This is a genomic window from Kitasatospora sp. NPDC092948, assembly GCF_044754805.1.
Lineage (GTDB): Bacteria > Actinomycetota > Actinomycetes > Streptomycetales > Streptomycetaceae > Kitasatospora.
Genome location: NZ_JBIVPU010000010.1, coordinates 88,354 through 108,707, shown reverse-complemented (window position 1 = coordinate 108,707; position 20,354 = coordinate 88,354). Strand labels below are relative to the sequence as shown.

Annotated in this window: 22 protein-coding genes; 10 read left to right on the top strand and 12 right to left on the bottom strand. The window is 73.7% G+C overall.

Annotated elements, in window-relative coordinates:
- Nucleotides 1–80 precede the first annotated feature (80 nt).
- Nucleotides 81–398, top strand: a complete 318-nt coding sequence (locus ACIQF6_RS26085; RefSeq protein ID WP_400899084.1) for a hypothetical protein — start codon at nucleotides 81–83, stop codon at nucleotides 396–398.
- Here the strand turns inward: ACIQF6_RS26085 and ACIQF6_RS26080 are convergent.
- The 7 genes from ACIQF6_RS26080 to ACIQF6_RS26050 all read right to left on the bottom strand — a co-directional run bounded on the left by ACIQF6_RS26080 (nucleotide 379) and on the right by ACIQF6_RS26050 (nucleotide 6,530).
- On the bottom strand, nucleotides 379–897 hold the full coding sequence (locus tag ACIQF6_RS26080; protein WP_400899082.1) for an HAD domain-containing protein: 519 nt from the start codon (nucleotides 895–897) through the stop codon (nucleotides 379–381). The two genes, ACIQF6_RS26085 and ACIQF6_RS26080, sit on opposite strands and share 20 nt — an antisense overlap.
- 79 nt (nucleotides 898–976) lie before the next feature.
- Entirely contained in the window at nucleotides 977–2,236 is a 1,260-nt protein-coding gene (locus ACIQF6_RS26075) for an MFS transporter (RefSeq protein ID WP_400899080.1), read from the bottom strand.
- A gap of 62 nt (nucleotides 2,237–2,298) precedes the next feature.
- Nucleotides 2,299–2,820, bottom strand: a complete 522-nt coding sequence (locus ACIQF6_RS26070) for a GNAT family N-acetyltransferase (protein WP_400899078.1) — start codon at nucleotides 2,818–2,820, stop codon at nucleotides 2,299–2,301.
- A 57-nt stretch (nucleotides 2,821–2,877) separates the two neighbouring features.
- A complete protein-coding gene (locus ACIQF6_RS26065; protein WP_400899076.1) occupies nucleotides 2,878–3,573 on the bottom strand; it encodes a dienelactone hydrolase family protein in 696 nt (231 codons plus the stop codon).
- Nucleotides 3,574–3,686: 113 nt separating this feature from the next.
- A complete protein-coding gene (locus ACIQF6_RS26060; RefSeq protein WP_400899372.1) occupies nucleotides 3,687–5,090 on the bottom strand; it encodes a sugar porter family MFS transporter in 1,404 nt (467 codons plus the stop codon).
- 112 nt (nucleotides 5,091–5,202) lie between these two features.
- On the bottom strand, nucleotides 5,203–5,871 hold the full coding sequence (locus tag ACIQF6_RS26055) for an FMN-binding negative transcriptional regulator (protein ID WP_400899074.1): 669 nt from the start codon (nucleotides 5,869–5,871) through the stop codon (nucleotides 5,203–5,205).
- Complete coding sequence (locus ACIQF6_RS26050) at nucleotides 5,865–6,530, bottom strand: pyridoxamine 5'-phosphate oxidase family protein (RefSeq protein WP_400899072.1); 666 nt, start codon at nucleotides 6,528–6,530, stop codon at nucleotides 5,865–5,867. The genes ACIQF6_RS26055 and ACIQF6_RS26050 overlap by 7 nt, the downstream gene beginning before the upstream one ends.
- A gap of 34 nt (nucleotides 6,531–6,564) precedes the next feature.
- Here ACIQF6_RS26050 and ACIQF6_RS26045 point away from each other — a divergent pair, with 34 nt between their 5' ends.
- Complete coding sequence (locus ACIQF6_RS26045; RefSeq protein WP_400899070.1) at nucleotides 6,565–7,908, top strand: aminotransferase class I/II-fold pyridoxal phosphate-dependent enzyme; 1,344 nt, start codon at nucleotides 6,565–6,567, stop codon at nucleotides 7,906–7,908.
- A 1-nt stretch (nucleotide 7,909) separates the two neighbouring features.
- Entirely contained in the window at nucleotides 7,910–8,263 is a 354-nt protein-coding gene (locus ACIQF6_RS26040; protein WP_400899068.1) for a hypothetical protein, read from the top strand.
- Between the two features lie 68 nt (nucleotides 8,264–8,331).
- On the opposite strand, the gene ACIQF6_RS26035 is transcribed toward ACIQF6_RS26040, so the two are convergent.
- Nucleotides 8,332–9,690 carry an NAD(P)/FAD-dependent oxidoreductase gene (locus ACIQF6_RS26035; RefSeq protein WP_400899066.1) on the bottom strand — a complete coding sequence of 453 codons (1,359 nt, stop codon included), beginning with the start codon at nucleotides 9,688–9,690 and terminating at the stop codon, nucleotides 8,332–8,334.
- A gap of 183 nt (nucleotides 9,691–9,873) precedes the next feature.
- Between ACIQF6_RS26035 and ACIQF6_RS26030 the strand changes: the two genes are divergently transcribed.
- The 4 genes from ACIQF6_RS26030 to ACIQF6_RS26015 all read left to right on the top strand — a co-directional run bounded on the left by ACIQF6_RS26030 (nucleotide 9,874) and on the right by ACIQF6_RS26015 (nucleotide 12,535).
- Complete coding sequence (locus tag ACIQF6_RS26030; RefSeq protein WP_400899064.1) at nucleotides 9,874–10,629, top strand: HipA family kinase; 756 nt, start codon at nucleotides 9,874–9,876, stop codon at nucleotides 10,627–10,629.
- Complete coding sequence (locus ACIQF6_RS26025) at nucleotides 10,626–11,015, top strand: DUF3037 domain-containing protein (RefSeq protein WP_400899370.1); 390 nt, start codon at nucleotides 10,626–10,628, stop codon at nucleotides 11,013–11,015. The genes ACIQF6_RS26030 and ACIQF6_RS26025 overlap by 4 nt, the downstream gene beginning before the upstream one ends.
- An 81-nt stretch (nucleotides 11,016–11,096) precedes the next feature.
- A complete protein-coding gene (locus tag ACIQF6_RS26020) occupies nucleotides 11,097–11,537 on the top strand; it encodes a MarR family winged helix-turn-helix transcriptional regulator (RefSeq protein ID WP_400899062.1) in 441 nt (146 codons plus the stop codon).
- Between the two features lie 80 nt (nucleotides 11,538–11,617).
- The gene (locus ACIQF6_RS26015) at nucleotides 11,618–12,535 is read left to right on the top strand and encodes a DUF2797 domain-containing protein (protein WP_400899060.1); all 918 of its coding nucleotides are present in this window, start codon (nucleotides 11,618–11,620) and stop codon (nucleotides 12,533–12,535) included.
- 7 nt (nucleotides 12,536–12,542) lie between these two features.
- Here ACIQF6_RS26015 and ACIQF6_RS26010 read toward each other — a convergent pair whose 3' ends face one another.
- On the bottom strand, nucleotides 12,543–12,899 hold the full coding sequence (locus ACIQF6_RS26010; protein WP_400899058.1) for a DUF6204 family protein: 357 nt from the start codon (nucleotides 12,897–12,899) through the stop codon (nucleotides 12,543–12,545).
- A gap of 257 nt (nucleotides 12,900–13,156) precedes the next feature.
- Between ACIQF6_RS26010 and purB the strand changes: the two genes are divergently transcribed.
- A complete protein-coding gene (gene purB, locus ACIQF6_RS26005; RefSeq protein WP_400899056.1) occupies nucleotides 13,157–14,596 on the top strand; it encodes an adenylosuccinate lyase in 1,440 nt (479 codons plus the stop codon).
- A gap of 548 nt (nucleotides 14,597–15,144) precedes the next feature.
- Entirely contained in the window at nucleotides 15,145–15,387 is a 243-nt protein-coding gene (locus tag ACIQF6_RS26000) for a hypothetical protein (RefSeq protein ID WP_400899054.1), read from the top strand.
- Between the two features lie 15 nt (nucleotides 15,388–15,402).
- Here the strand turns inward: ACIQF6_RS26000 and ACIQF6_RS25995 are convergent, their stop codons facing one another.
- Complete coding sequence (locus ACIQF6_RS25995; RefSeq protein WP_400899052.1) at nucleotides 15,403–16,011, bottom strand: hypothetical protein; 609 nt, start codon at nucleotides 16,009–16,011, stop codon at nucleotides 15,403–15,405.
- A gap of 691 nt (nucleotides 16,012–16,702) precedes the next feature.
- Nucleotides 16,703–18,214 (bottom strand): MFS transporter, encoded by a 1,512-nt coding sequence (locus tag ACIQF6_RS25990; RefSeq protein WP_400899050.1) that lies wholly within the window; start codon nucleotides 18,212–18,214, stop codon nucleotides 16,703–16,705.
- Between the two features lie 174 nt (nucleotides 18,215–18,388).
- Between ACIQF6_RS25990 and ACIQF6_RS25985 the strand changes: the two genes are divergently transcribed.
- Complete coding sequence (locus tag ACIQF6_RS25985; RefSeq protein WP_400899048.1) at nucleotides 18,389–19,114, top strand: carbon-nitrogen hydrolase family protein; 726 nt, start codon at nucleotides 18,389–18,391, stop codon at nucleotides 19,112–19,114.
- Nucleotides 19,115–19,288: 174 nt separating this feature from the next.
- Here the strand turns inward: ACIQF6_RS25985 and ACIQF6_RS25980 are convergent, their stop codons facing one another.
- The gene (locus tag ACIQF6_RS25980) at nucleotides 19,289–20,215 is read right to left on the bottom strand and encodes a diiron oxygenase (RefSeq protein ID WP_400899046.1); all 927 of its coding nucleotides are present in this window, start codon (nucleotides 20,213–20,215) and stop codon (nucleotides 19,289–19,291) included.
- Nucleotides 20,216–20,354 lie beyond the last annotated feature (139 nt).

Here is a 20,354-nt window from a genome sequence, read left to right as displayed (position 1 = left end):
TGCTGACTGGCCGTCACCTGCGGGTAGGGTGAGGCCGGGTGGGCGCGCGGCGCGTCGGCGAGCAGGGGAGCGGGAGCGGCATGGACGGGCAGCAGGGCTGGCACGGCGACCGGGGCCGGCAGCGCGCCCGGCGGATCGCGGACGCGCTGCACAAGCTCACCGGCATCGAGCCGCTGGTCGAACGCGACCGGGCCGGCGGAGGCACCAAGGTCAGCCTCAAGGTCGCCGAACGCCCGGACCACACCCAGACGTTGGCGGTGCTGCGGGTGCTGCGGCACGGCGACCGCTTCGGGCACAGCCGCACCGCCCGCTGGGAGCGGGTCTGGGTCGTGGTGGACGCGCCGTCGGCCGCGCGCCCCGATCCCGCACCGGCGCCGGTCAGCCCGTCCGCCGGTTGAGCCAGCTCTGCGCCGGGGGGCGGCGCAGCAGCCGGTCGACGTGTTCGCGCAGCAGGCCCTGCGCCGGGTCGATCGGCATCAGCAGCCGGTCCGGGCGCAGCAGGCTGCGGCGCACCAGCCGGGACGGGATGCAGTCGTCGATCCAGGCGAACGGGCGGCCCTGGGCGTAGCGCAGCAGCGGCGCCCACTTGAAGGCGGAGAACAGTTCCATCAGCGGGACCCGCGGGTCGCCGGGCTGGGGGACGTAGCCGCTGAACTTCACCACCGGGAGTTCGGGAAGGCCCAGCAGCGGGGCGATGTACCGATTCGCCTCGTACTCCCAGGTGGTGGCCCACACCAGGTCGTAGCGGTCGGCCAGTTCGTGCAGCCACTCGCCGTGGCGCGGTGACAGCAGCACCGAATAGCCCAGCAGAGTATGGGAGTCGAAGTCCCCGTCGGGGTGCGGGAACACCGGGTTCAGCACCCCGTCGACGTCAACGTACAGCAGCGGCTTGCCCATGCGGGTTCCTCACCGGGTCGTGGCCAGTTGCCCGCACGGACGCAGCCGGGCCCCCGGGGGTTGCAGGCCGGGGCGGCAGTCACCCGGACGGGGCGGGCTCCGGTTGCACCGTGTTGCCGCGCGCCTCGGGCACCGCGCGCTCCAACTGCCGTACCTCGGGCACCAGCAGCACCGCCGCGGCCAGGCCGAGACAGGTCAGCGCGCAGGCCCACAGCGCGCCGGACCGGCCCAGTGCGTCGGCCGCCGGGCCGGCCAGCGCGGTGCCCGCGGGCATCAGCGCGAACGAGCCGAAGGCGTCGTACGCGGAGATCCGCGACAGCATCTCCTCCGGGATCTCCTGACGGAGCGTCACCATCCAGCCGACCACGAAGACCGTGACGCCGACGCCGGACAGGAACATCGCCGCCACGACGGGTATCAGCGGCAGGCCGAGGGCCAGTGCGAGCGCGGGCAGGCCGAACAGGAACACGCCGCCGTTGCCGACCAGCAGCATCCGGCGGGGCTGCCAGCGGGCCATCAGCACCGCGCTCACCACCATGCCGACGCTGAGCGCGGCCATCGCGGTGCCCCACGCCTTGGCGCCGCCCATCCGCTCCTCGGCGACCACCGGCCCGTAGACCGTCTCCACGGCCAGCACGCAGGCGTTCATCAGGGAGAACTGCACGACGATCGCCCACAGCCAGCGGCGCGAGACGAACTCCCGCCAGCCGGCCCGCAGTTCGTGCACCAGGCTGGGCCCGGTCTCGCGCCGTTCGCCGACCTGCGTCAGGCCGGTGCGCATCAGGGCGGCCACCGCGAAGCAGAGCGCGTCCCCCGCCAGCACCCAGCCCGGGCCGATCAGCCCGGCGAGCAGGCCGCCGAGCGCGGCGCCGGCGATCTGTGCGCCGTTCATGCCCATCTTGAACACCGACAGGGCCTTCGACGCGTGCTCGGCCGGCACCGCCTGGAGGATCACGCCCTCGGCGGCCGGGGTGTAGAACGCCTGCCCGGCGCCGCCGGCCGCGGCGAGCGCCATCAGCCCCCACAGCGGCGGATGCCCGATCAGCACCAGTGCGGCGAGCGCGCCCTGGGACACCGCGTTGAAGACGTTGGCGCCCACCATCACCACGTGCCGCGGCCAGCGGTCGGCGACGGCCCCGCCGATCAGCATCAGCGCCACCAGCGGCACCGTCCGCGCCGCCGTCACGTAGCCGACCTCGGCGGCGCCCCAGCCCGCCACGCCCAGCACGGCGAACGCGGTGGCGATCGGCGCGGCGGCGTTGCCGAGCCCGCTCACCACCGTGGCGGCGGTCTGAATCCGGTAGTTCCGGCCTGCCCAGGCCGGGTAGGTGATGCGCACTGCCCGACGATGACTCCCGAACGCCCGCCCTGTCCACCGAATTTCGGGGCGCCCGGCCGTTCTCAGGGCGTCCAGCCGTCCGCGAGCAGCCCCAGCACCACCTCGTCGACGAACCGCCCCGACACCCAGGCGGCGCCGCGCATCGTCCCCTCGACGCGGAACCCGGCCCGTTCGGCGGCGCCGATCATCGCCGTGTTGTCCGCCAGCGTGTCCACCTGCAGGCGGTGCAGGCCGCGGACCTCGAAGCCGTACCGGCACAGCACCCGCACCGCGTCCGCCCCGAGGCCGCGCCCGCGCATCGCCGGCAGCAGGGAGAGGCCGAGGTGGGCGGAGCGGTGGTGGGTGTCGACGCCCCACACCACGGCGGCGCCGGCGAGGGCGCCGCCCTCGCGCTCCACCACCGAGAACACCGCGGGCTCCTCCGTGCCCGTGGCCCGGAACGGCGACGCCTCGACGGGCAGCGGCCGCCACGGCCGCCCGTCCGTCCGGGTGCGCATCGCGACGTCCTCGTACAGTTCTTCGTGCAGCACCGCGACGTCGCTCTCGCGCCGGGCCCGCAGCAGGGTCTTCGCTCCGATCAGCATCCGTCAGAGCTACCACCGGCCGCCCGGCCCCCGCCAGCGGGAATTCCCGCCGGGGCGTCAACCCAGGTGCGCCCAGAGGAAGGTGAGGGTGCGGCGCCAGGCGATGGCGGCCTGCAACGGGTCGTAGCTGCTGGGGGTCTTCTCGTCGTTCATGAAGGCGTGGCCGGCCGGGTAGAAGTGGATCTCGGGGCGGCGGTCGGTGGCCTCGCCGATCCGGATCGCGGCCTCGTCGACGGCGGCGGCGGGCAGCGAGGCGTCCTGTTCGCCGTAGTGGCCGAGGACGTGCGCGGTCAGGCCGCGGTAGTCGTAGTCGGGGTCGCCGGGCAGGCCGTAGAACGGGACGACGGCGGCGACCCGGTCGCCCTCGCGGGCGGCGAGCTGAAGGGCGAGGCCGCCGCCCATGCAGAAGCCGGTCACGCCGATCGCGTCGCCGACCGAGCCGGGGTGCGCCAGCAGGTAGGAGACGGCGGCGGCGAGCTCCTCCGCGGCCCGCTCGGCGGGCAGTTCGCGCTTCATCCGGGCGGCGGACTCCCGGTCGTGGGTGACGGTGCCGCCGTACAGGTCGGGCGCGAGCGCGAGGAAGCCCTCTGCGGCGAGCCGGTCGGTGAGTTCGGCGATGTGCCGGGTGAGCCCCCACCACTCCTGGATCACCAGGACTCCGGGGCCGACCCCGGCGGGCGGCACCGCCAGGTAGCCGTGCACGGTCCGGCCGGAGGGGCCGGCGAAGCTGACGTTCTGGCGGGCAGCGCCCATGGCCTCTCCGTCGGGGTGGCCGCGCGGGCGGCGGCGGGCAGGAAGGTTCGTCTGGCACTCTAGGCCCGGTTCCGCCGCCGTCAGCGGCACACCGAGGGTGTGTCAGCGAGAGTTCAGCCCATCTCCTCCAGCGCTTTGCCCTTGGTCTCCCTGATGGAGAAGGCCACGAACGGGATCGACAGCAGGGCGAAGCAGGCGTAGATCACGTACGTCGCGGACAGGTTCCAGTCCGAGAGGGTCGGGAAGGAGACGGTGATCGCCCAGTTGGCGATCCACTGCGCGGACGCGGCGACCGACAGGGCCAGCGCCCGGATCGCGTTCGGGAACATCTCGCCGAGCAGCACCCACACCACCACGCCCCAGGAGAACGCGAAGCAGAACACGAAGACGTGCGCGGCGATCAGCGCGGTCGTCGCGTAGGCGTTCGCCAGGGTGGCGGTGTCGCCGGTGCCGTGCCGGTAGGAGAACGCCCAGGCGGCCAGCGCGAGCGCGACCGCCATGCCGGCGGAGCCGGCCAGCGCCAGCGGCTTGCGGCCGATCCGGTCGACCAGGGCCATCGCCACCACCGTGCCGATGACGTTGACGATCGAGGTGGACAGCGAGATCAGCAGCGAGTTGGACTCGTTGATGCCGACCGACTGCCACAGGAACGACGAGTAGTAGAAGATCACGTTGATGCCGACGAACTGCTGGAACACCGAGGCGCCGATGCCGACCCAGACGATCGGCAGCAGGCCGAGCCGGCCGCCGGTCAGGTCCGACAGCCGCGGCTTGCGGCGGGTGTCCAGCACCCGGCGGATCTCCGCCACCCGCCTGTCCAGGTCGACGTGCTCGCCCTCCACCTCGACCAGCACCTTGCGGGCCTGCTCCTCGCGCCCGTCGGCGATCAGGTAGCGCGGCGACTCGGGGATGGCCAGCGCCATCAGCCCGTACACCAGGGCGGGCACCGCCTCCACGCCGAGCATCCACTGCCAGGCCTGGATGCCCCCCAGGTGGTTGGTGGACTCGCCGCCCGCGGCCTGGTTGAGCGCCCAGTTGGCGAGCTGCGAGACGGTGATGCCGAGCACGATCGCCATCTGCTGGAACGAGGCGAGCCGGCCCCGGTACGCGGTCGGCGCGACCTCGGCGATGTAGGTGGGGGCGATCACCGAGGCGATGCCGATCGCGATGCCGCCGAGCACGCGCCACACCCCCAGCACCTGGATGCTGGGCGGGAACATCGACCCGACGCCGCTGATCGCGAACAGCGTCGCGGCCAGCAGCATCGTCCGCACCCGGCCCAGGTGGTCGGCCAGCCAGCCGGCCATCACCGCGCCGGCCGCCGAGCCGAGCAGCGCGATCGCCACCACGAACGCGGTCTCGCCGTTGCCGACGCCGAAGTGCTTCTGAATGCCGGTGACCGCGCCGTTGATCACCGCGCTGTCGTAGCCGAACAGGAAGCCGCCCATCGCGGCGGCGGCGGAGATGAACACCACATGGCCGAGGTGCTCGTCCCGGACGGAGGGGTGGGTAGCCAGTGCTCTCTCCCTACGTGACGATCCGTCCGGTTACGGGCGGAATTATCCGGAGGTAATTCGACCAGCGGCCACCCCGTGGCGCGGCTTCGACACGCCCGGAACCGATGAGCTGTCAGTCCGACGAACCGCCGGGGGCCGGTCCGCCGACCCCGAGGGCCGGGCGGCGGGTGCGCCGCCGCAGCAGCTGCGCCCGGGCCGCCGCGTCCTGCGGGTTGCCGGTCGCCGCGTGCCGCTCGGCCAGCCGCTCGGCGATCTCCAGCTGGAGCTCCACCGGCTTCTTGTCGTCGTACTTGAACTTCGCCCGCACCCGGCGCACCGTCAGCCGCAGCCCGCACAGGCCGGTCAGCAGCGGACCGTACGGCGCCTGTCCGACCGTCACCCGGTCCTCGGTGTTCTCGGGCTGGGAGTGCGCCAGCTGCCGGTTGAGGATCTCCGCCTTGCCGGCCGGGTCCTCCACCAGCTCCGCGGTGCAGGAGAACTGCACCGAGGCGTAGTAGCTGGTCGGCGTGTACGGCGCGTCGCGCCAGCGGCCCGGCGCGAACGCGTAGTCGTCGGTGACCGCCAGCGTCACGTGCGGGTCGGCGCGCACCGCCCCCAGCAGCGGGTTGGGGGCGGCCAGGTGCAGCAGGACCTCGCCCGCCGCGGCGTCCAGCAGGAAGTGCGTGGGCACCAGCACCGGGCCCTCGGGGCCGTTGGCGGCCAGCGTGCCGAAGTCCCGCCCGGCCGCCAGCCACTCCTGCCACTCCCGGTCCGTGCCCCGGTCCCAGCCCCGGATCAGCACGCCGGGCCCGCCAGGTAGCCGGGCAGCGGGACGTCCGTGTGCGGGGAGGGCTCCGGCGCGCCGCGGACGGGGGAGACCGGCACCAGGCCCGCCCAGTACGGCAGGTCGAGGTCCGCCTCGTCGTCGTTCACGCCGCCGGTGCGGGACTTCGCCGACACCTGGTCCAGATCCAGCCGGATCACCGCCGTCGCCGCCAGCTCCTTCGCGTTGCCCGGCCGGCAGTCCGCGGACCGGCCCGGCACCACCTGATCGACGATCGCGTCCAGCGCCGCCCGCAGCTCCGCCGGGTCGGTGACCTGGTACGCGGTGCCGTGCGCCACCACCGAGCGGTAGTTGACGGAGTGGTGGAACGCCGACTTGGCCAGCACCAGGGCGTCCAGGTGCGTGACCGTCACGCACACCGCCAGGCCCTGGTCGTCCTGCGCCCCGCGCAGCGGGCGGCTGCCGGTCGAGCCGTGGATGTACAGCCGCTCGCCGACCCGTGCGTACAGGGTGGGCAGCACCACCGGCCGGCCGTCCCGGACGAAGCCCAGGTGGCACAGGTACCCGGCGTCCAGGATCGCGTGCAGCGAGTACCGGTCCCAGTCGGCGCGCTCCTTGCTGCGGGTGGGGGTGGTGAGGGCGTTCCGGGCGTACGTGTCCTTCGGCAGGTCCGACATGACAACCCCTCTGTACTAGTGCATAATTGCGTTTGTGCTAGGAGAGTATCGGATCACGGGTCGGCGGGCCAGCGAGATCGCCGCCGACGTCGAACGCGCCATCGCCGACGGACAGTTGGAGCCCGGAGCCGCCCTGCCGCCGCTGCGCGACCTGGCCGGCGAACTCGGGGTCAACCCCAACACCGTCGCCGCCGCCTACCGCCTGCTGCGCGAACGCGGCGTCATCGAGACCGCCGGCCGGCGCGGCAGCCGAATCAGGCCCCGCCCCGCCACCACCCCCCGCGACGAGGCCCGGCTGCCCGTCCCGCCCGGCGCCCGCGACCTGTCGGCCGGCAACCCCGACCCCGCCCTGCTGCCCCCGCTCGGCCCCGCGCTGGCCGCCGCCGCGGCCGGCCCCACCGTCATGTACGGCCACCCCGTCGCCGAACCCGAACTCCTCGACGGCTTCCGCGCCGAGTTCCGCGCCGACGGCGCCCCAGACGGCGAACTCGCCGTCTGCTCAGGCGCGTTGGACACCATCGGCCGCGTCCTGGCCGCCACCCTGCGCACCGGCGACACCGTCGCCGTCGAGGACCCGGGCTGGGGCAGCGTCCTCGACCTGGTCCCCGCCCTCGGCCTGCGCACCGCCGGCGTCCCCGTCGACGACGAAGGCCCGCTCCCGCACGCCGTCGCCGCCGCCCTCGACGCCGGCGCCCGCGCCCTGATCGTCACCAGCCGCGCCCAGAACCCCACCGGCGCCGCCCTCACCCCCGCCCGCGCCGCCGCCCTGCGCACCGTCCTCGCCGCCCGCCCCCGCACCGTGCTGATCGAGGACGACCACGGCCACGGCATGGTCGACCAGCCCTTCCGGTCGCTCGCCTCCGACGGCCGCGGCGGCACCACCGTCACCCACTGGGCACTGGTCCGCTCCGCAGCCAAGGCCCTCGGCCCCGACCTGCGGGTCGCCGTCCTCACCGGCGACGCCGACACCGTCGCCCGCGTCCTCGGCCGCCAGCGCCTGGACACCGGCTGGGTCAGCCACCTGCTGCAACGCGCCGTCGTCGAACTGCGCCGCACCGACGCCGCGCCCGCCGCCACCATCGCCGCCGCCTACCGGGCCCGCCGCGACGCGCTGCTCACCGCGCTCGCCGCGCACGGCGTCCGCGCCCACGGCGAGAGCGGCGTCAACGTCTGGGTGCCCGTCCCCGACGAGACCGCCGTCTGCGCCGCCCTCCTGCACCGCGGCTGGGTGGTCGCCCCCGGCTCCCGCTTCCGCCTCGCCTCGCCGCCCGCCGTCCGGATCGGCATCGCCCCCCTCGACCCCGCCGACGCCCCCGCCCTGGCCGCCGCCGTCGCCGACGTCCTGCACGGCCCGGTGCACGGCTCGCGGGTGACCTGAGATGCGGATCGACCTGGCCCGACTGCACCCCGGCCCGCCCGTGCTCGCCGAGGTGGCGACCCCCTACGGCCCGGCCGTCGCCCGTTGGCGCGGCGATCCGGCCGACCCGCCCGGGCCGTACGCCGTGGAGTGGACGATCGACGAGGACCACGCCGTCGTCCGCCCCGCCGCCGGGCCCGGCCCGCAGATCCGCACCGACGGCGAACTGCTCGTGCTGCGCGGCGAGTTCGACGGCGACGGGGTGCTGCGGATCGGCACCGCCGTCGTGCTGCTCGACCTGCCCGGCCGCCCGCCCGGCCCGCTGGAGATCGCCGTCCCGCGCGAGCACGCCGAGCTGTACCCGTACACCCTGTGACGCCGCCCGCCCGCACGACGCGGCCCCCGCCCGGCAGCCGGACGGGGGCCTTGTCGGGGGCGCGGGCGTCAGCCCTTGGCCAGCAGGGCCTGGGCGTGTTCGCGGACCTGGTCGCGGGAGAGGTACGCGTCGGTGTACTCGAAGTCCCGCAGCCGGGCGGGCTGGCGGGCCAGGAAGCCGGTGCGCACGAAGTCGTCGCCGGCGGTGGCGTTCAGCAGCCAATTGGCACTGGTGCGGTACTTCGCGGAGTTGGTGCGCATCGCCATCACGTGGTAGCTGCGAGCCACCAACTGGGCGGGCAGGCCGTGCAGTTCGACGCCCATCGGCTTGGACACCGCGTCCTTGCCGCCGAGGTCGACCACCAGGCCCAGGTCCTTGTGGAAGTACGGCTGCAACGGCTGGTTGCGCACCGCCGCCACCAGGTTGTCGGCCAGCCGCCGGCCCTGCCGCGCCGAGTGCTGCGCGGTCGGCGGGCACACCGCGCCGTCGCCCTTGGCGAGGTCCGGCACCGCGGCGGCGTCACCGAGCGCGAACATGCCCTCGTACTGCGGCACCCGCATCTCCGCCGTCACCGCCAGGCGCCCGCGCACCGTCTCCGCGTCCAGCGTGCCGATCAGCGGCGACGCGGCCACGCCCGCCGTCCAGATCAGCGTCCGGCACGGCAGCGTCCGGCCGTCGGTGAACTTCACCGTCTCCGCGCCGACCTCCGCGACCGACACGCCCAGCGACACGTCCACGCCGCGCCCCCGGAGGATCTCCATCGCGGTCTCGCCGAGCTTGTCGCCCAGCTCCGGCATCAACTTCGGCGCGATGTCGATCAGGTGCCACTTGATCAGGTCCGGGTCCAGCCGCGGGTAGCGCTTGATCGCCGCCGTGGTGAGCCGTTGCAGACAGGCCGCCGTCTCGGTGCCCGCGTAGCCGCCGCCGACCACCACGAACTGCAGCCGCGACGCCCGCTCCTTCTCGTCCATCGACGCGGACGCCAGGTCGAGCTGCGCGATCACGTGGTCGCGGATGTACGTCGCCTCGGCGAGGGTCTTCATGCCGCGCGCGTAGTCCGGCAGACCCGGGATGTCGAAGGTCCGGGTGACGCTGCCCGGCGACAGCACCAGGTAGTCGTACTTCTCCGCCACCACCTCGTCGGTGATCTTGCGGACCACCGCCACCCTGGAGCGCGGATCGATGCCGATCGCCCCGCCGGGGACTATGTGGGTGCGCCGCAGCGTGCGCCGCAGCGAGATCGCCACCGACTGCGGGGTCAGCACCCCGGCTGCGACGTGCGGCAGCAGCGGCAGGTACAGCTGGTAGCTGAACGGCGTGACCAGCGAGATCTCCGCCTCGGAAGGGGCGAGCTTGCGCTCCAGACGGCGCGCGCACTCCAGCCCGGCGAAGCCACCGCCGACGATCAGGATCCGAGGTCGTTCCATCGTTCATCCCCTACGTTTGCGGGTCCGTGACTGAGTCCGTGACTGACTTGAGAACGACTGTTGGCAACAGTCCGTGACTGACTTAAGGACGACTGCTGGCCACACTCGCACGGCCCCCGGGCGGGTGCATCTCCAACCGCTCCCCGGCCCGTGCCCGCCGGTGAGGGCCGCTAGGCTGTCGGGATGCTCTCCGAGGTGACGGCCGTCCGCTACGCGACGCCGCTGCGCGAAGGCGGTTCGATGCCGGGCCTGATCGAGGCCGACGACCGCCGCCTGTACGTGCTGAAATGGGTCGGCGCGGCCCAGGGCCGCAAGGCGCTGGTGGCCGAGGTGCTGGCCGGTGAACTCGGCCGCCGGCTCGGCCTGCCGGTGCCCGAACTCGCCCTGGTCGACCTCGACCCGGTGCTCGCCCGCAGCGAGCCCGAGGTGCAGATCCAGGACCAGATGCGGGCCAGCGGCGGCACCAACCTCGGCATGGCGTACGTGTCCGGGGCGCTCAACTTCGACCCGCTGTGCTTCGAGGTCGACACCGACACCGCCGCCCGGGTGCTCTGGTTCGACGCCCTGATCGGCAACGTCGACCGGTCCTGGCGCAACCCCAACCTGCTGGTCGCCGCCGGCGGCCTGCGGCTCATCGACCATGGCGCCAGCCTGATCTTCCACCACAGCTGGCCGCGCGCCGAAGCCTGGCGGCGCAAGCCCTACGACGCCTCCGACCACGCCCTGCGGCACGCCGCCGGCCACCTGGGAGAGGTCGACGCCGAACTCGCCGCCCTCGCCGAGGCCGCGCTGCCCGCCGCCGTCGCCGCCCTCCCCGACGTCTGGCTCGCCGACGAGCCCGGCTTCGACACCCCCGACGACGTCCGCGCCGCCTACACCGCGCAGCTCACCGCCCGCCTCGCCGGGCCCCGCGACTGGCTCCCGGAGGTGGCCGCCTGATGGACCAGCACCCCAAGGACTACGAGTACGCGCTGATCCGCGCCGTCCCCCGGGTCGAACGCGGCGAGTGCGTCAACATCGGCGTCCTGCTGTACTGCCGCGACTCCGGCTTCCTCGGCGCCCGTACCCACCTCGACCAGGGCCGGCTGCTCGCCCTCGACCCGGTCGCCGACGTGGACGGCGTCCGGCGCGCCCTGCGCGGCATCGAAGCGGTCTGCGCGGGCGGCGAAGCCGCCGGGCCGGCCGCCGCCGACAGCCCCGGACAGCGCTTCCGCTGGCTCACCGCCCCGCGCAGCGCCGTCGTCCAGCCCGGCCCCGTGCACACCGGCCTGACCACCGATCCGGACGCGGAACTCCACCACCTGTTCGACCGTCTGGTGCTGTAACGCCCGCCTTTCCTGGACATCCCGACTACTTGCCTCACTCAATACTGGAGGCACTGAAACGATGGGCGTACTCTGACCGCCATGGGCAGCACCACAGCCACCGGCACCGCACCCTCCACCGGCGAACTGATGGAACAGGTCGCGGCAGTCGGCGCGGCATACTTCCAGGACTTCGCCGCCGCCGCGGCCCGCCACGGCCTCAACTCCTCGCAGGCCAAAGCACTCAAGGCGGTCCTCGAACCCGTCCCGATGCGCGCCCTGGCCGGCCGCCTCGGCTGCGACGCCTCCAACGTCACCGGCATCGTCGACCGCCTCGAAGCGCTCGGCTACGCCCACCGCGAAGCCGCCGCCGCCGACCGCCGCGTCAAGATCGTCACCATCACCGACGACGGCCGCACCGTCCTCGACCGGATCCGCGACGACATGACCCGCGCCCGCCAGGCCTTCGACAGCCTCGACGCCGAGCAACGCACCGCGCTGTCCCGACTCTGCCAACAGGTCCTGCCGCTGCTCCGCCCCTGACCGCCCGCCCGCCGCCCGCCCGACCGCCGCACGGAGGCCGCCGGGCGCCCGTCGGCAGCCGGGTGCTCACTGTCTGTCCCATGCCCTACGCTCACCGGATGCACCAGGCGAACGGATGGACCTCGACCGGGCTGCGCTGGCTGGACGGCGCACCCCGCCTCACCGCCACCGACGGCACCACCAGGCACGACCGGCCCCTCACCGACGGACTCCCCGTCGCCTGGCGGATCGCCGGCCCCCGCCGCTGCACCGGCGCCACCACCGCCCGCGGCCACCGGCCCTGCCCGCACCAGGCCGCCATCGAACCCGACGGCACCACCACCCAGTGCCCCACCTGCCAGAACGCCGACCGCGGCCTGCAACTCGCCCGCGACCGGATCCTCGACGACGGCCGCAGCTACCGCCTCTACCTCGCCTGGTTCGGCCCCGGCCTGCTCAAGGTCGGCCTCACCGCCGAAGAACGCGGCACCGTCCGCCTGCTCGAACAGGCCGCCCTCACCTGGACGTTCCTCGCCCACGGCCCGCTGCCCGCCGTCCGCCGCGCCGAACTCACCCTCGCCCACGCCAAACTGGCCCGCGAACGCATCCCCGCCACCGCCAAGTACCCCGCCTGGTGGGCCCTGCCCACCCCCGCCGACCGGCACGCCGAACTCACCGCCGGCCGCACCCGCGCCCTCCGCCTGCTCGACGGCCACCCGCTCACCCTGCTGCCCGACCACCCCGTCACCGACCAGGTCGAGCTGTACGGCCTCACCGACGGCGCCCCCGAGCAGTACCAGCAGGTCAAGGCGCTCAGCGACGGCGCCCGCCTGACCGGCCGACTGCGCCGACCGATCGGCGGCCACCTCTTCCTCGACCCGCCCGCCGGGCCCCCGCTGCTCCTCGACACCCGCCTGCTCACCGGCTGGACCCTGCACGCCGAGGCCGCCGACGCCTGCGACGGCCTCACCCTGCTGCCCCGGGCCCGCCCCGCCGCCGAACAGGACACGCTGTTCTGACGAATACTCAGCTCTTCTTTCGCGCCTCCTGCTTGCCCCGGGCGCCCACCGCCGCCAGCGTCATGTCCTGCGCCTGCGACTTCAGGTTCTTGTAGCCGTACCCGCGGTCCGTCAGCCACAACTCCGCCGCCGTCTCCGCCCGCACCGACGCCGCCACGATGTCCTCCTCCGCCTCCCCGTACTCCAGGAACCGGAAGGTGAAGAACGGGCGCGCCGACAGGTCGTACGTCAGGTGCCCCTCGTCGGTGAACTGCGCCTTCAGCACGTCGTGCTCGGCCGCCTCGGCGGTCAGCTCGGCGTGCTGCTCGGGGGTGAGCGCGTCGAAGGAACCGCGCACCATGATTCGGAACGTACGAGTCGTCATGGCGGGACCCTAACCCGGCCGGCCCGTCCGCTTCACCCCATTTTCGCCCGGCCGGTGCCCTACAGCGCCGGCGTCGACGCCGCCCCCGCCCCGCCGCCCGTGAACGCCGCCCGCAGCGGCTCCGGCAGCAGACCGTGGCTCCACCGTCAGCCGGCGGGTGGCCCGGGTCGGCGCCACGTACAGGTCGTGCCCGCCGCGCGGCGACTGCGTCAGGATCGCGGAGGCGCTGCGTTCCCCCCTGACCTCGACTGTTAGGCTTGCGAAGCGTGAGCGCGAAGCCCAAGATCCCCAATGTCCTGGCCTCCCGGTACGCCTCGGCGACCCTGGCCCAGCTGTGGTCCCCCGAGCACAAGGTGGTGCTGGAACGCCACCTGTGGCTGGCCGTCCTGAAGGCCCAGCAGGACCTCGGCATCGAGGTGCCGCCCACCGCGATCGCCGACTACGAGCGCGTCGTCGACCAGGTCGACCTGGCGTCCATCGCCGCCCGCGAGAAGGTCACCCGGCACGACGTGAAGGCCCGCATCGAGGAGTTCTCCGAACTCGCCGGGCACGAGCAGATCCACAAGGGCATGACCTCGCGCGACCTCACCGAGAACGTCGAGCAGCTCCAGATCCGCCAGTCCCTGGAGCACGTCCGCGACCGCACGGTGGCCGTGCTGGTCCGCCTCGGCCGCCTGTCCGCCCAGTACGGCGAGCTCGTGATGGCCGGCCGTTCGCACAACGTCGCCGCCCAGGCCACCACCCTCGGCAAGCGTTTCGCGACCGCCGCCGACGAGGTCCTGGTCGCCTTCGCCCGTCTGGAAGAGCTGATCGCCCGCTACCCGCTGCGCGGCGTCAAGGGCCCGGTCGGCACCTCCCAGGACATGCTCGACCTGCTCGGCGGCGACGCCGACAAGCTCGCCGAGCTGGAGCGCCGGGTGGCCGGCCACCTCGGCTTCGACAACGTCTTCACCTCGGTCGGCCAGGTCTACCCGCGCTCGCTCGACTACGACGTGGTCTCCACCCTGGTCCAGCTCTCCGCGGGCCCCTCCAGCATCGCCAAGACCATCCGCCTGATGGCCGGCCACGAGCTGGTCACCGAGGGCTTCAAGGCCGGCCAGGTCGGCTCCTCGGCGATGCCGCACAAGATGAACACCCGCTCCTGCGAGCGCGTCAACGGCCTCGCCGTCATCCTGCGCGGCTACGCCTCGATGACCGCCGAGCTCGGCGGCGACCAGTGGAACGAGGGCGACGTCTCCTGCTCCGTGGTCCGCCGGGTCGCGCTGCCGGACGCGTTCTTCGCCTTCGACGGCCTGCTGGAGACCTTCCTCACCGTCCTCGACGAGTTCGGCGCCTTCCCCGCCGTCATCGAGGCCGAGCTCGACCGCTACCTCCCGTTCCTGGCCACCACCAAGGTCCTGATGGCGGCCGTCCGGGCCGGCGTCGGCCGGGAGACCGCGCACGAGGTCATCAAGGAGCACGCCGTGGCCGCCGCCCTGGCGATGCGCGAGGGCGCCCGCGAGAACACCCTGGTGCCGGCGCTCGCCGCCGACGCCCGGATCCCGCTCGACCGCGAGGCGATCGACGCGCTGCTCGCCGACCGCCTCTCCTTCACCGGCGCCGCCGCCGCCCAGGTCGGCGAACTCGTCCGCCGCATCGAGGCCGTGGCCGCCGCCCACCCGGAGGCCGCCAAGTACGCGCCGGGCGACATCCTCTGACGCCCCGCACCGCCTTCGGTGCCCAACTGCCCGTCCCCGACGCCGAGTCGGGGGCGGGCAGTGCGCTGTCGGGAGCCCTTGGCAACGGTCGTGGCGGAGCCGTAGGGTCGGGCGTGGCCACGCTGTGCGAGCGATCGGCCACATTCGGAGCGGGGGGCGGCGTGTTCCGGTCCGATTACGAGATCCGGTCGACAACCGGCCGGGGCGGTTGCCCGATTCCCTCTACGGGCAGGTAAGTTACGCCTTGCACGTGCATATGCATCTGATGCCTTGTCAGACGAAACGGGGGAATGTCTGGTGGGCCGATCTCAGTGTCCTACGCTGTGCCTTCGCGTTGAACCGCGCCGCCGCGAGGACCTCCGCTCATGACCGCCGGGCAGATTCGGCACGGGGGAGACAGCACGCTACACGCACGCGGCACCCGATGGGGGCAAACCACCGGAACCGGTGATCGGGCGTGCGACTCGAAGGGTAGACAGAGTATGTCCGTCATGACGTCGACAGCGCAGGCGCCGGCGGAGGCCTCGAACCCGCGCGGGGAGTCAGCGATGCGACCGACGAATCAGAGGGCCGGGACGCAGATCCCCGTCCGCACGGTGGTGGGCTACCTCGGGGTGGTCGGCGCGCTGGACCTGCTGCTGTCGGCGGTGCTCGCGCGCGCGTTCACCGGCGCCACGGCCGGAGTGGCGACGGTGGCGGTGTTCTTCGCCTTCTTCGTCCCGCTCGGCGTCGCCTCGGTGCTCAGCGCGGACCGGGTGCTCGTGGTGATGGCGCAGCGGCACGGGCGCTGACACCGGCTCCCTCGCTCAACGGCCCTTCGGGGTGCGGTCGTCGAGGTCGCCCCCGGGGTCCTGCTGCTGCTCGGCCCGCACGGCCCGCTCGGTCGGTGCGGCCCGCTCGGCCTGCTCGGTCGGCACGGCCCGCTCGGCCTGCTCGCGGCGCCGGCGGTTCGCCCTGGCGGTGCGGGCGACGCCCCACCAGGTCAGCAGCCCGCTGCCGAACGTGCCGGCGGAGGCGAGCGGCATGCTGTGCAGGATGAACGCGGCGCCGGCCATCGCCCCGCCGAGCAGGAGCACCAGTCCGCCGACCGCCCCGAAGAACCGGACGGTGTCGCCGGTGTCCCGGGTGATCTCGCGCAGCAGGGTGAGCTGCCGGTCGAGGAACGCCGGCCAGCCGGTGCCCACCTGCTCGGGCGCGACGGGCACCAGTGCCTCGGGCCGGCGCCGGGCCGGCTGCTTCGGCGTGCGCCCGGCCTGCGGGTCCCGCGTGCCCTGCGTGTCCTGCGGCGGCTCGGCGGGCTGCGCGCTGCGGCGGGGCCCGCTCTGCGGCTGGCGCGGGACGTGCGGCGTCGGCGTGTTCGGCCGCCCGGCGGCGGGCGGCTCCGGAGACGGGGGCTCGGTGGCGCTGGTGGTCACGGGTAGCGGTCTCGCTTCGGGCTAGGTGAGCCGACCGGTGGCCGGCTCGGTTCAGGAGCTGACTGACGGGGGCGCCGGAACCTCCCGGCCGGACCCCGAAGGGGAGCCGCCGCTCGGTGGCGCCCCCCGGGTGGAATCGGCGCGGCCCACCGGCCGTACCTCTTCCAGCAACGGCCGGAGACGGTGAAGAATCCCGCCGCCGGCCGCATCTCGGTGCCGTCTCACTAGCGCCACTGGGTCGAACCGGCACGCCTCGGCGCCCGCCCGGCCCTTCGTCCCCGCCTTCGTCGTCGCACCCGGAGGAGAGCCTCCGGTGTCCTGCCTCGTCAGTACCGCTCGTCCGGCCTCGAACCGAGTCGGAACGCGCGGACGCCTACCCTATCGTCAACACGCCACCACTGTGGGTAACCCTCCCGGGTGGGGCGCGCGTGACCCGGAGTCTAGCCCCTGACCCCCGTCGAGGCACCCCCCGACTAGCCGTCGAACTGACGCCACGTCAAGCACGGGCAGGTCAAGATCCGTGATTTTGGCGTGAGTTGAGCTTCCCTTGGGGCTGCGGTCGGATTCCGACGAGCCCGGCCCGGTCCGATCCCCACTCCGATCCGGCCCACTCCGATCCGGCCCGGTTCGATCCCCGCTCCGATCCGGCCCGCTCCGGCCTGGTTCGCTGCGGCCCGGTTCGGCGACGGTTTCAGGCAGGGCGGCCGGAACTGGCCGATCCCTCGTCCGGGTGGATCGGGGGCGAGGTGGGGCCGCAGTACCAGTCGCAGCTGGGCTCGGCGACCGGGTGGGGCGGGGCGAGGGCGTCGGAGCGGATGGTGGTGAAGGAGAGAACGGCACCGACGACCAGGAGGCCGGCGCAGATCAGCATCGCCGTGCGGAACGAGCTGTCCACCTCGGACGGGATCCGGTACGCGTCACCGCTCAGACCGGCCAGCGGAGGAATCGCCGCGACCGCGAACAGCCCCGCGGCGCGGGCGGCCGCGTTGTTCACCCCCGACGCGATGCCCGCCCGGCGGACATCCACCGCGGCGAGAACGGTCGCCGTCAGCGGCGCCACCAGCAGCGTCATCCCCGCACCCTGGACGGTCACGGCGGGCAGCACGTCCACCCAGTAGTTCGCGTCCGGTCCGATCCGCAGCATCAGCAGCACGCCCGCCGCCACCAGCAGCGGACCGGCGGTGAGCGGAATGCGCGGACCGACCGCCCGGCCGAACTGGCCGGCCCGCCCCGAGAACAGCAGCATCAGCACGGTGATCGGCACCAGCGCCACGCCCGACAGCAACGGGGTGAACCCCGAGACGATCTGCAACTGCACCGTCAGCAGCAGGAACACCCCGCTGAACGCGGCGTACACGCACAGCGTCACCAGGTTGACCGCCGTGAACAGCCGGGAGCGGAACAGCGACAGCGGCAGCATCGGATTCGGCGAACGGTGCTCGACGAACACGAACGCGACGGCCAGCACGATGCCCGCCAGCCCCGCGAGCAGCCCGCCGACGGTCAGACCGCTCCCCGCCTCCGTCAACGCGTAGGTGACTCCCGCCAGCGCGAGCGCCGCGAGCAGCGCACCCAGCACGTCGAACCGGCCCTGCTCGGACGGGTCGCGGGTCTCCGGGACATGACGGGCCGTCACCGCCACCACGACCGCCGCCAACGGCAGGTTGAGCAGGAAGATCCACCGCCAGCCCGGGCCGTCCACCAGCCAGCCGCCCAGGAACGGGCCGACCGCCGCCGCGACGCCCCCCAGCCCCGACCACGCGCCCACCGCGCCCGCCCGGTCGTCCTCGTGGAACACCGCCTGAAGCATCGCCAGCGAACCCGGCGTCAGCAGGGCGCCGCCGATGCCCTGGAGCGCGCGCGCCAGGATCAGCACCTCCACGTTCGGCGCCGCCGCGCAGCCCGCCGAGGCCAGCGCGAACCAGCACACCCCGATCAGGAACACCCGGCGGCGGCCGTACCGGTCACCGAGCGAACCGCCCAGCAGGATCAGCGCGGCGAGCGTCAGCATGTAGGCGTTGATCGTCCACTGCAGCGACGCGAGGTTCGCCCCCAGATCCTCGCCGATCCGCGGCAGCGCGACGTTCACCACCGTCCCGTCAAGCATCGCCATCCCGGACCCCAGCGCGGTCGCCGCGACGACCCACCGCCCACGCCCCGTCCCCAACCGAATCCCGCCGGCCACACCCGCCGCATCGCTCATGCGGCCAATCCTCCGTCAGGAACCGGCACCCGACCATCCCGCCGCGCATACCGTCCACCCGGTTCGCGGGTATCACGCACCGTCACCCCGGGCGAAGCGGGCGCCGCGGGGGAACGGGCGGGCGCAGGTGGCCCGACTCCGAGCGGTGCGGGCGGGGCCTGAACAATCAGGGCCATGGCAACGAGTGAAACGAAGAGGAATCCGCTGACGGTGGCCGCCGTCCAGCCGGTGTGGGCCGGGGCCGATGTCGCGGACAACGTCGGGGAGCACGTACGGGCCATCGAACAGGCGCACGCCAGGTTGGTGGTCTTTCCCGAGCTCTCCCTCACCGGGTACGACCTCGGCGCGCCCGCGCTGACGGCGGACGACCGCCGCCTCGAACCCCTGGTGGAGGCGTGCCGCCTCGCCGGCTCGATCGCACTGGTCGGCGCGCCGGTCCGCGACCAGGACGGTCGCGAGTACATCGCCACGCTGGCCGTGACCGGTGACGGCGTGACCGTCGGCTACCGGAAGATGTGGCTGCACGGGCCCGAGTTCGACCGGTTCAGCCCCGGTGAGAAGCCGGTGGTGCTCACGGTCGACGGCTGGCGGCTCGGGCTGGCCATCTGCTACGACGCCGCCGTACCGCAGCACGCCGCCGACTCGGCGGCACTCGGCATCGACGCCTACGTGGCCGGCGCCATCTACGGCCCGGGCCCCGACTCCGCGGCCCGCCGGGACTCCCACATGAGCGAGCGGGCCGCCGCTCACGGCGTCTGGGTCGTTCTCTCCACCGCGGCCGGCCCCACCGGATCGTTCGCGGAGACCTCCGGCGGCTCGGGTGTCTGGGGGCGGAACGGAGAGATGGTCACCCAGGCGGGCCCCGACGCGGGCGAGATCACGGTGACTCGGCTCCACTGAGGAGCGGCTCGGCCTCCCGAACGGCCTCCGGACGACCCCCGGGGCCGGTTTCGTACAGCGGTCCCCGTTCTGCGCCGCCCGCCGCCCGGATGGCGACCGCTCGGCGGGTGGCGGGTGGCGGGTGGCGGGTGCGGGGTAGGTAGGCGGGTGGACGTTTCGGATGTTTCGGACGTTTCAGGGGAGGAGTGAGGCGCGCTGCCACCGGCGGGTGGTCGCGGGGGTGATGATGCCGAGGTCGGAGAAGAAGTCGACGGCCTTGCGGGACCAGTCGACGCGGGCCTGCTTCCAGTGCGGGTTGGCGGCGGCGGCGCGGCGGGCTTCGGCCGGGTCGAGGCCCGCCAGGGAGTAGACGCGGGGGTGGACGATCTCGGCGACGGACTGGCGGGCCAGGTGGGCGAGGGCGTGGCGGAACAGGGCACGGCGGGCGGGGGTCATCCGGGCCCAGCGGCGCTCCAGCTCGGGCTTGGCGTAGCCGATGTGCCGGGCCTCCTCGACGACGTGGATCCGGGCGACCGAGCGGGCCAGCGGCTGAAGGCTCTCGTCGCGGATCATCTCCCGCTGCATCGCGTCGGTGAACTCCTCCACGAAGATCGCCCCGGCGAAGGTCATCGTGGTGTCGTTGAGGAACATGTGCAGCCGCCCGAGCCGCTCCGCGCGCCTGGTCGGGCGGGCGGACGGGTAGCCGGTGGCGGCGATGTAGCGGGCGAACATGGTGGAGTGCCGGCACTCGTCCGCGACCTCGGTCAGCGCGTACTGGGCGTGCCCGGTGGTGAGGTCGTTCGCGTAGACGTGCCGGACCAGGCCCTCCATCAGGACGAGTTCGAACCAGATGCCGGCCGCGGTGGTGGAGGCGAGTTGATGGACGCTCAGCTGCGCCCGCTGCCGTTCGTCGAGGCGGTCCCAGAGCGGGGTGCCGTACAGGGTGACGCGGTGGGCGGGCAGCGCGTAGTGGTCGGGGTCGACGGGGGCGGCCCAGTCGACCTCGGTGAGCGGGTCGAAGGAGTGCTTGGCGGAGGCACGCAGCAGCCGGGCGGCGTTGAGTTCGCGGTCGGCGTTGCGCTGTTGGGCGAGCGTTCCGGTGGGGGCGGCGGTGTCGGGCATGGACGGGCTCCGGAGGTGGCGGTGGCAGGGCTCCAGGAGGAGTAAACCAATGAGACAGACTGTCAACAAGGGTTTGGGGCAGATCAGCGGCCCCGCGGCCGTCCGGCGGCAACCCGCATGCAGCCCCGGGCGGCCCCGC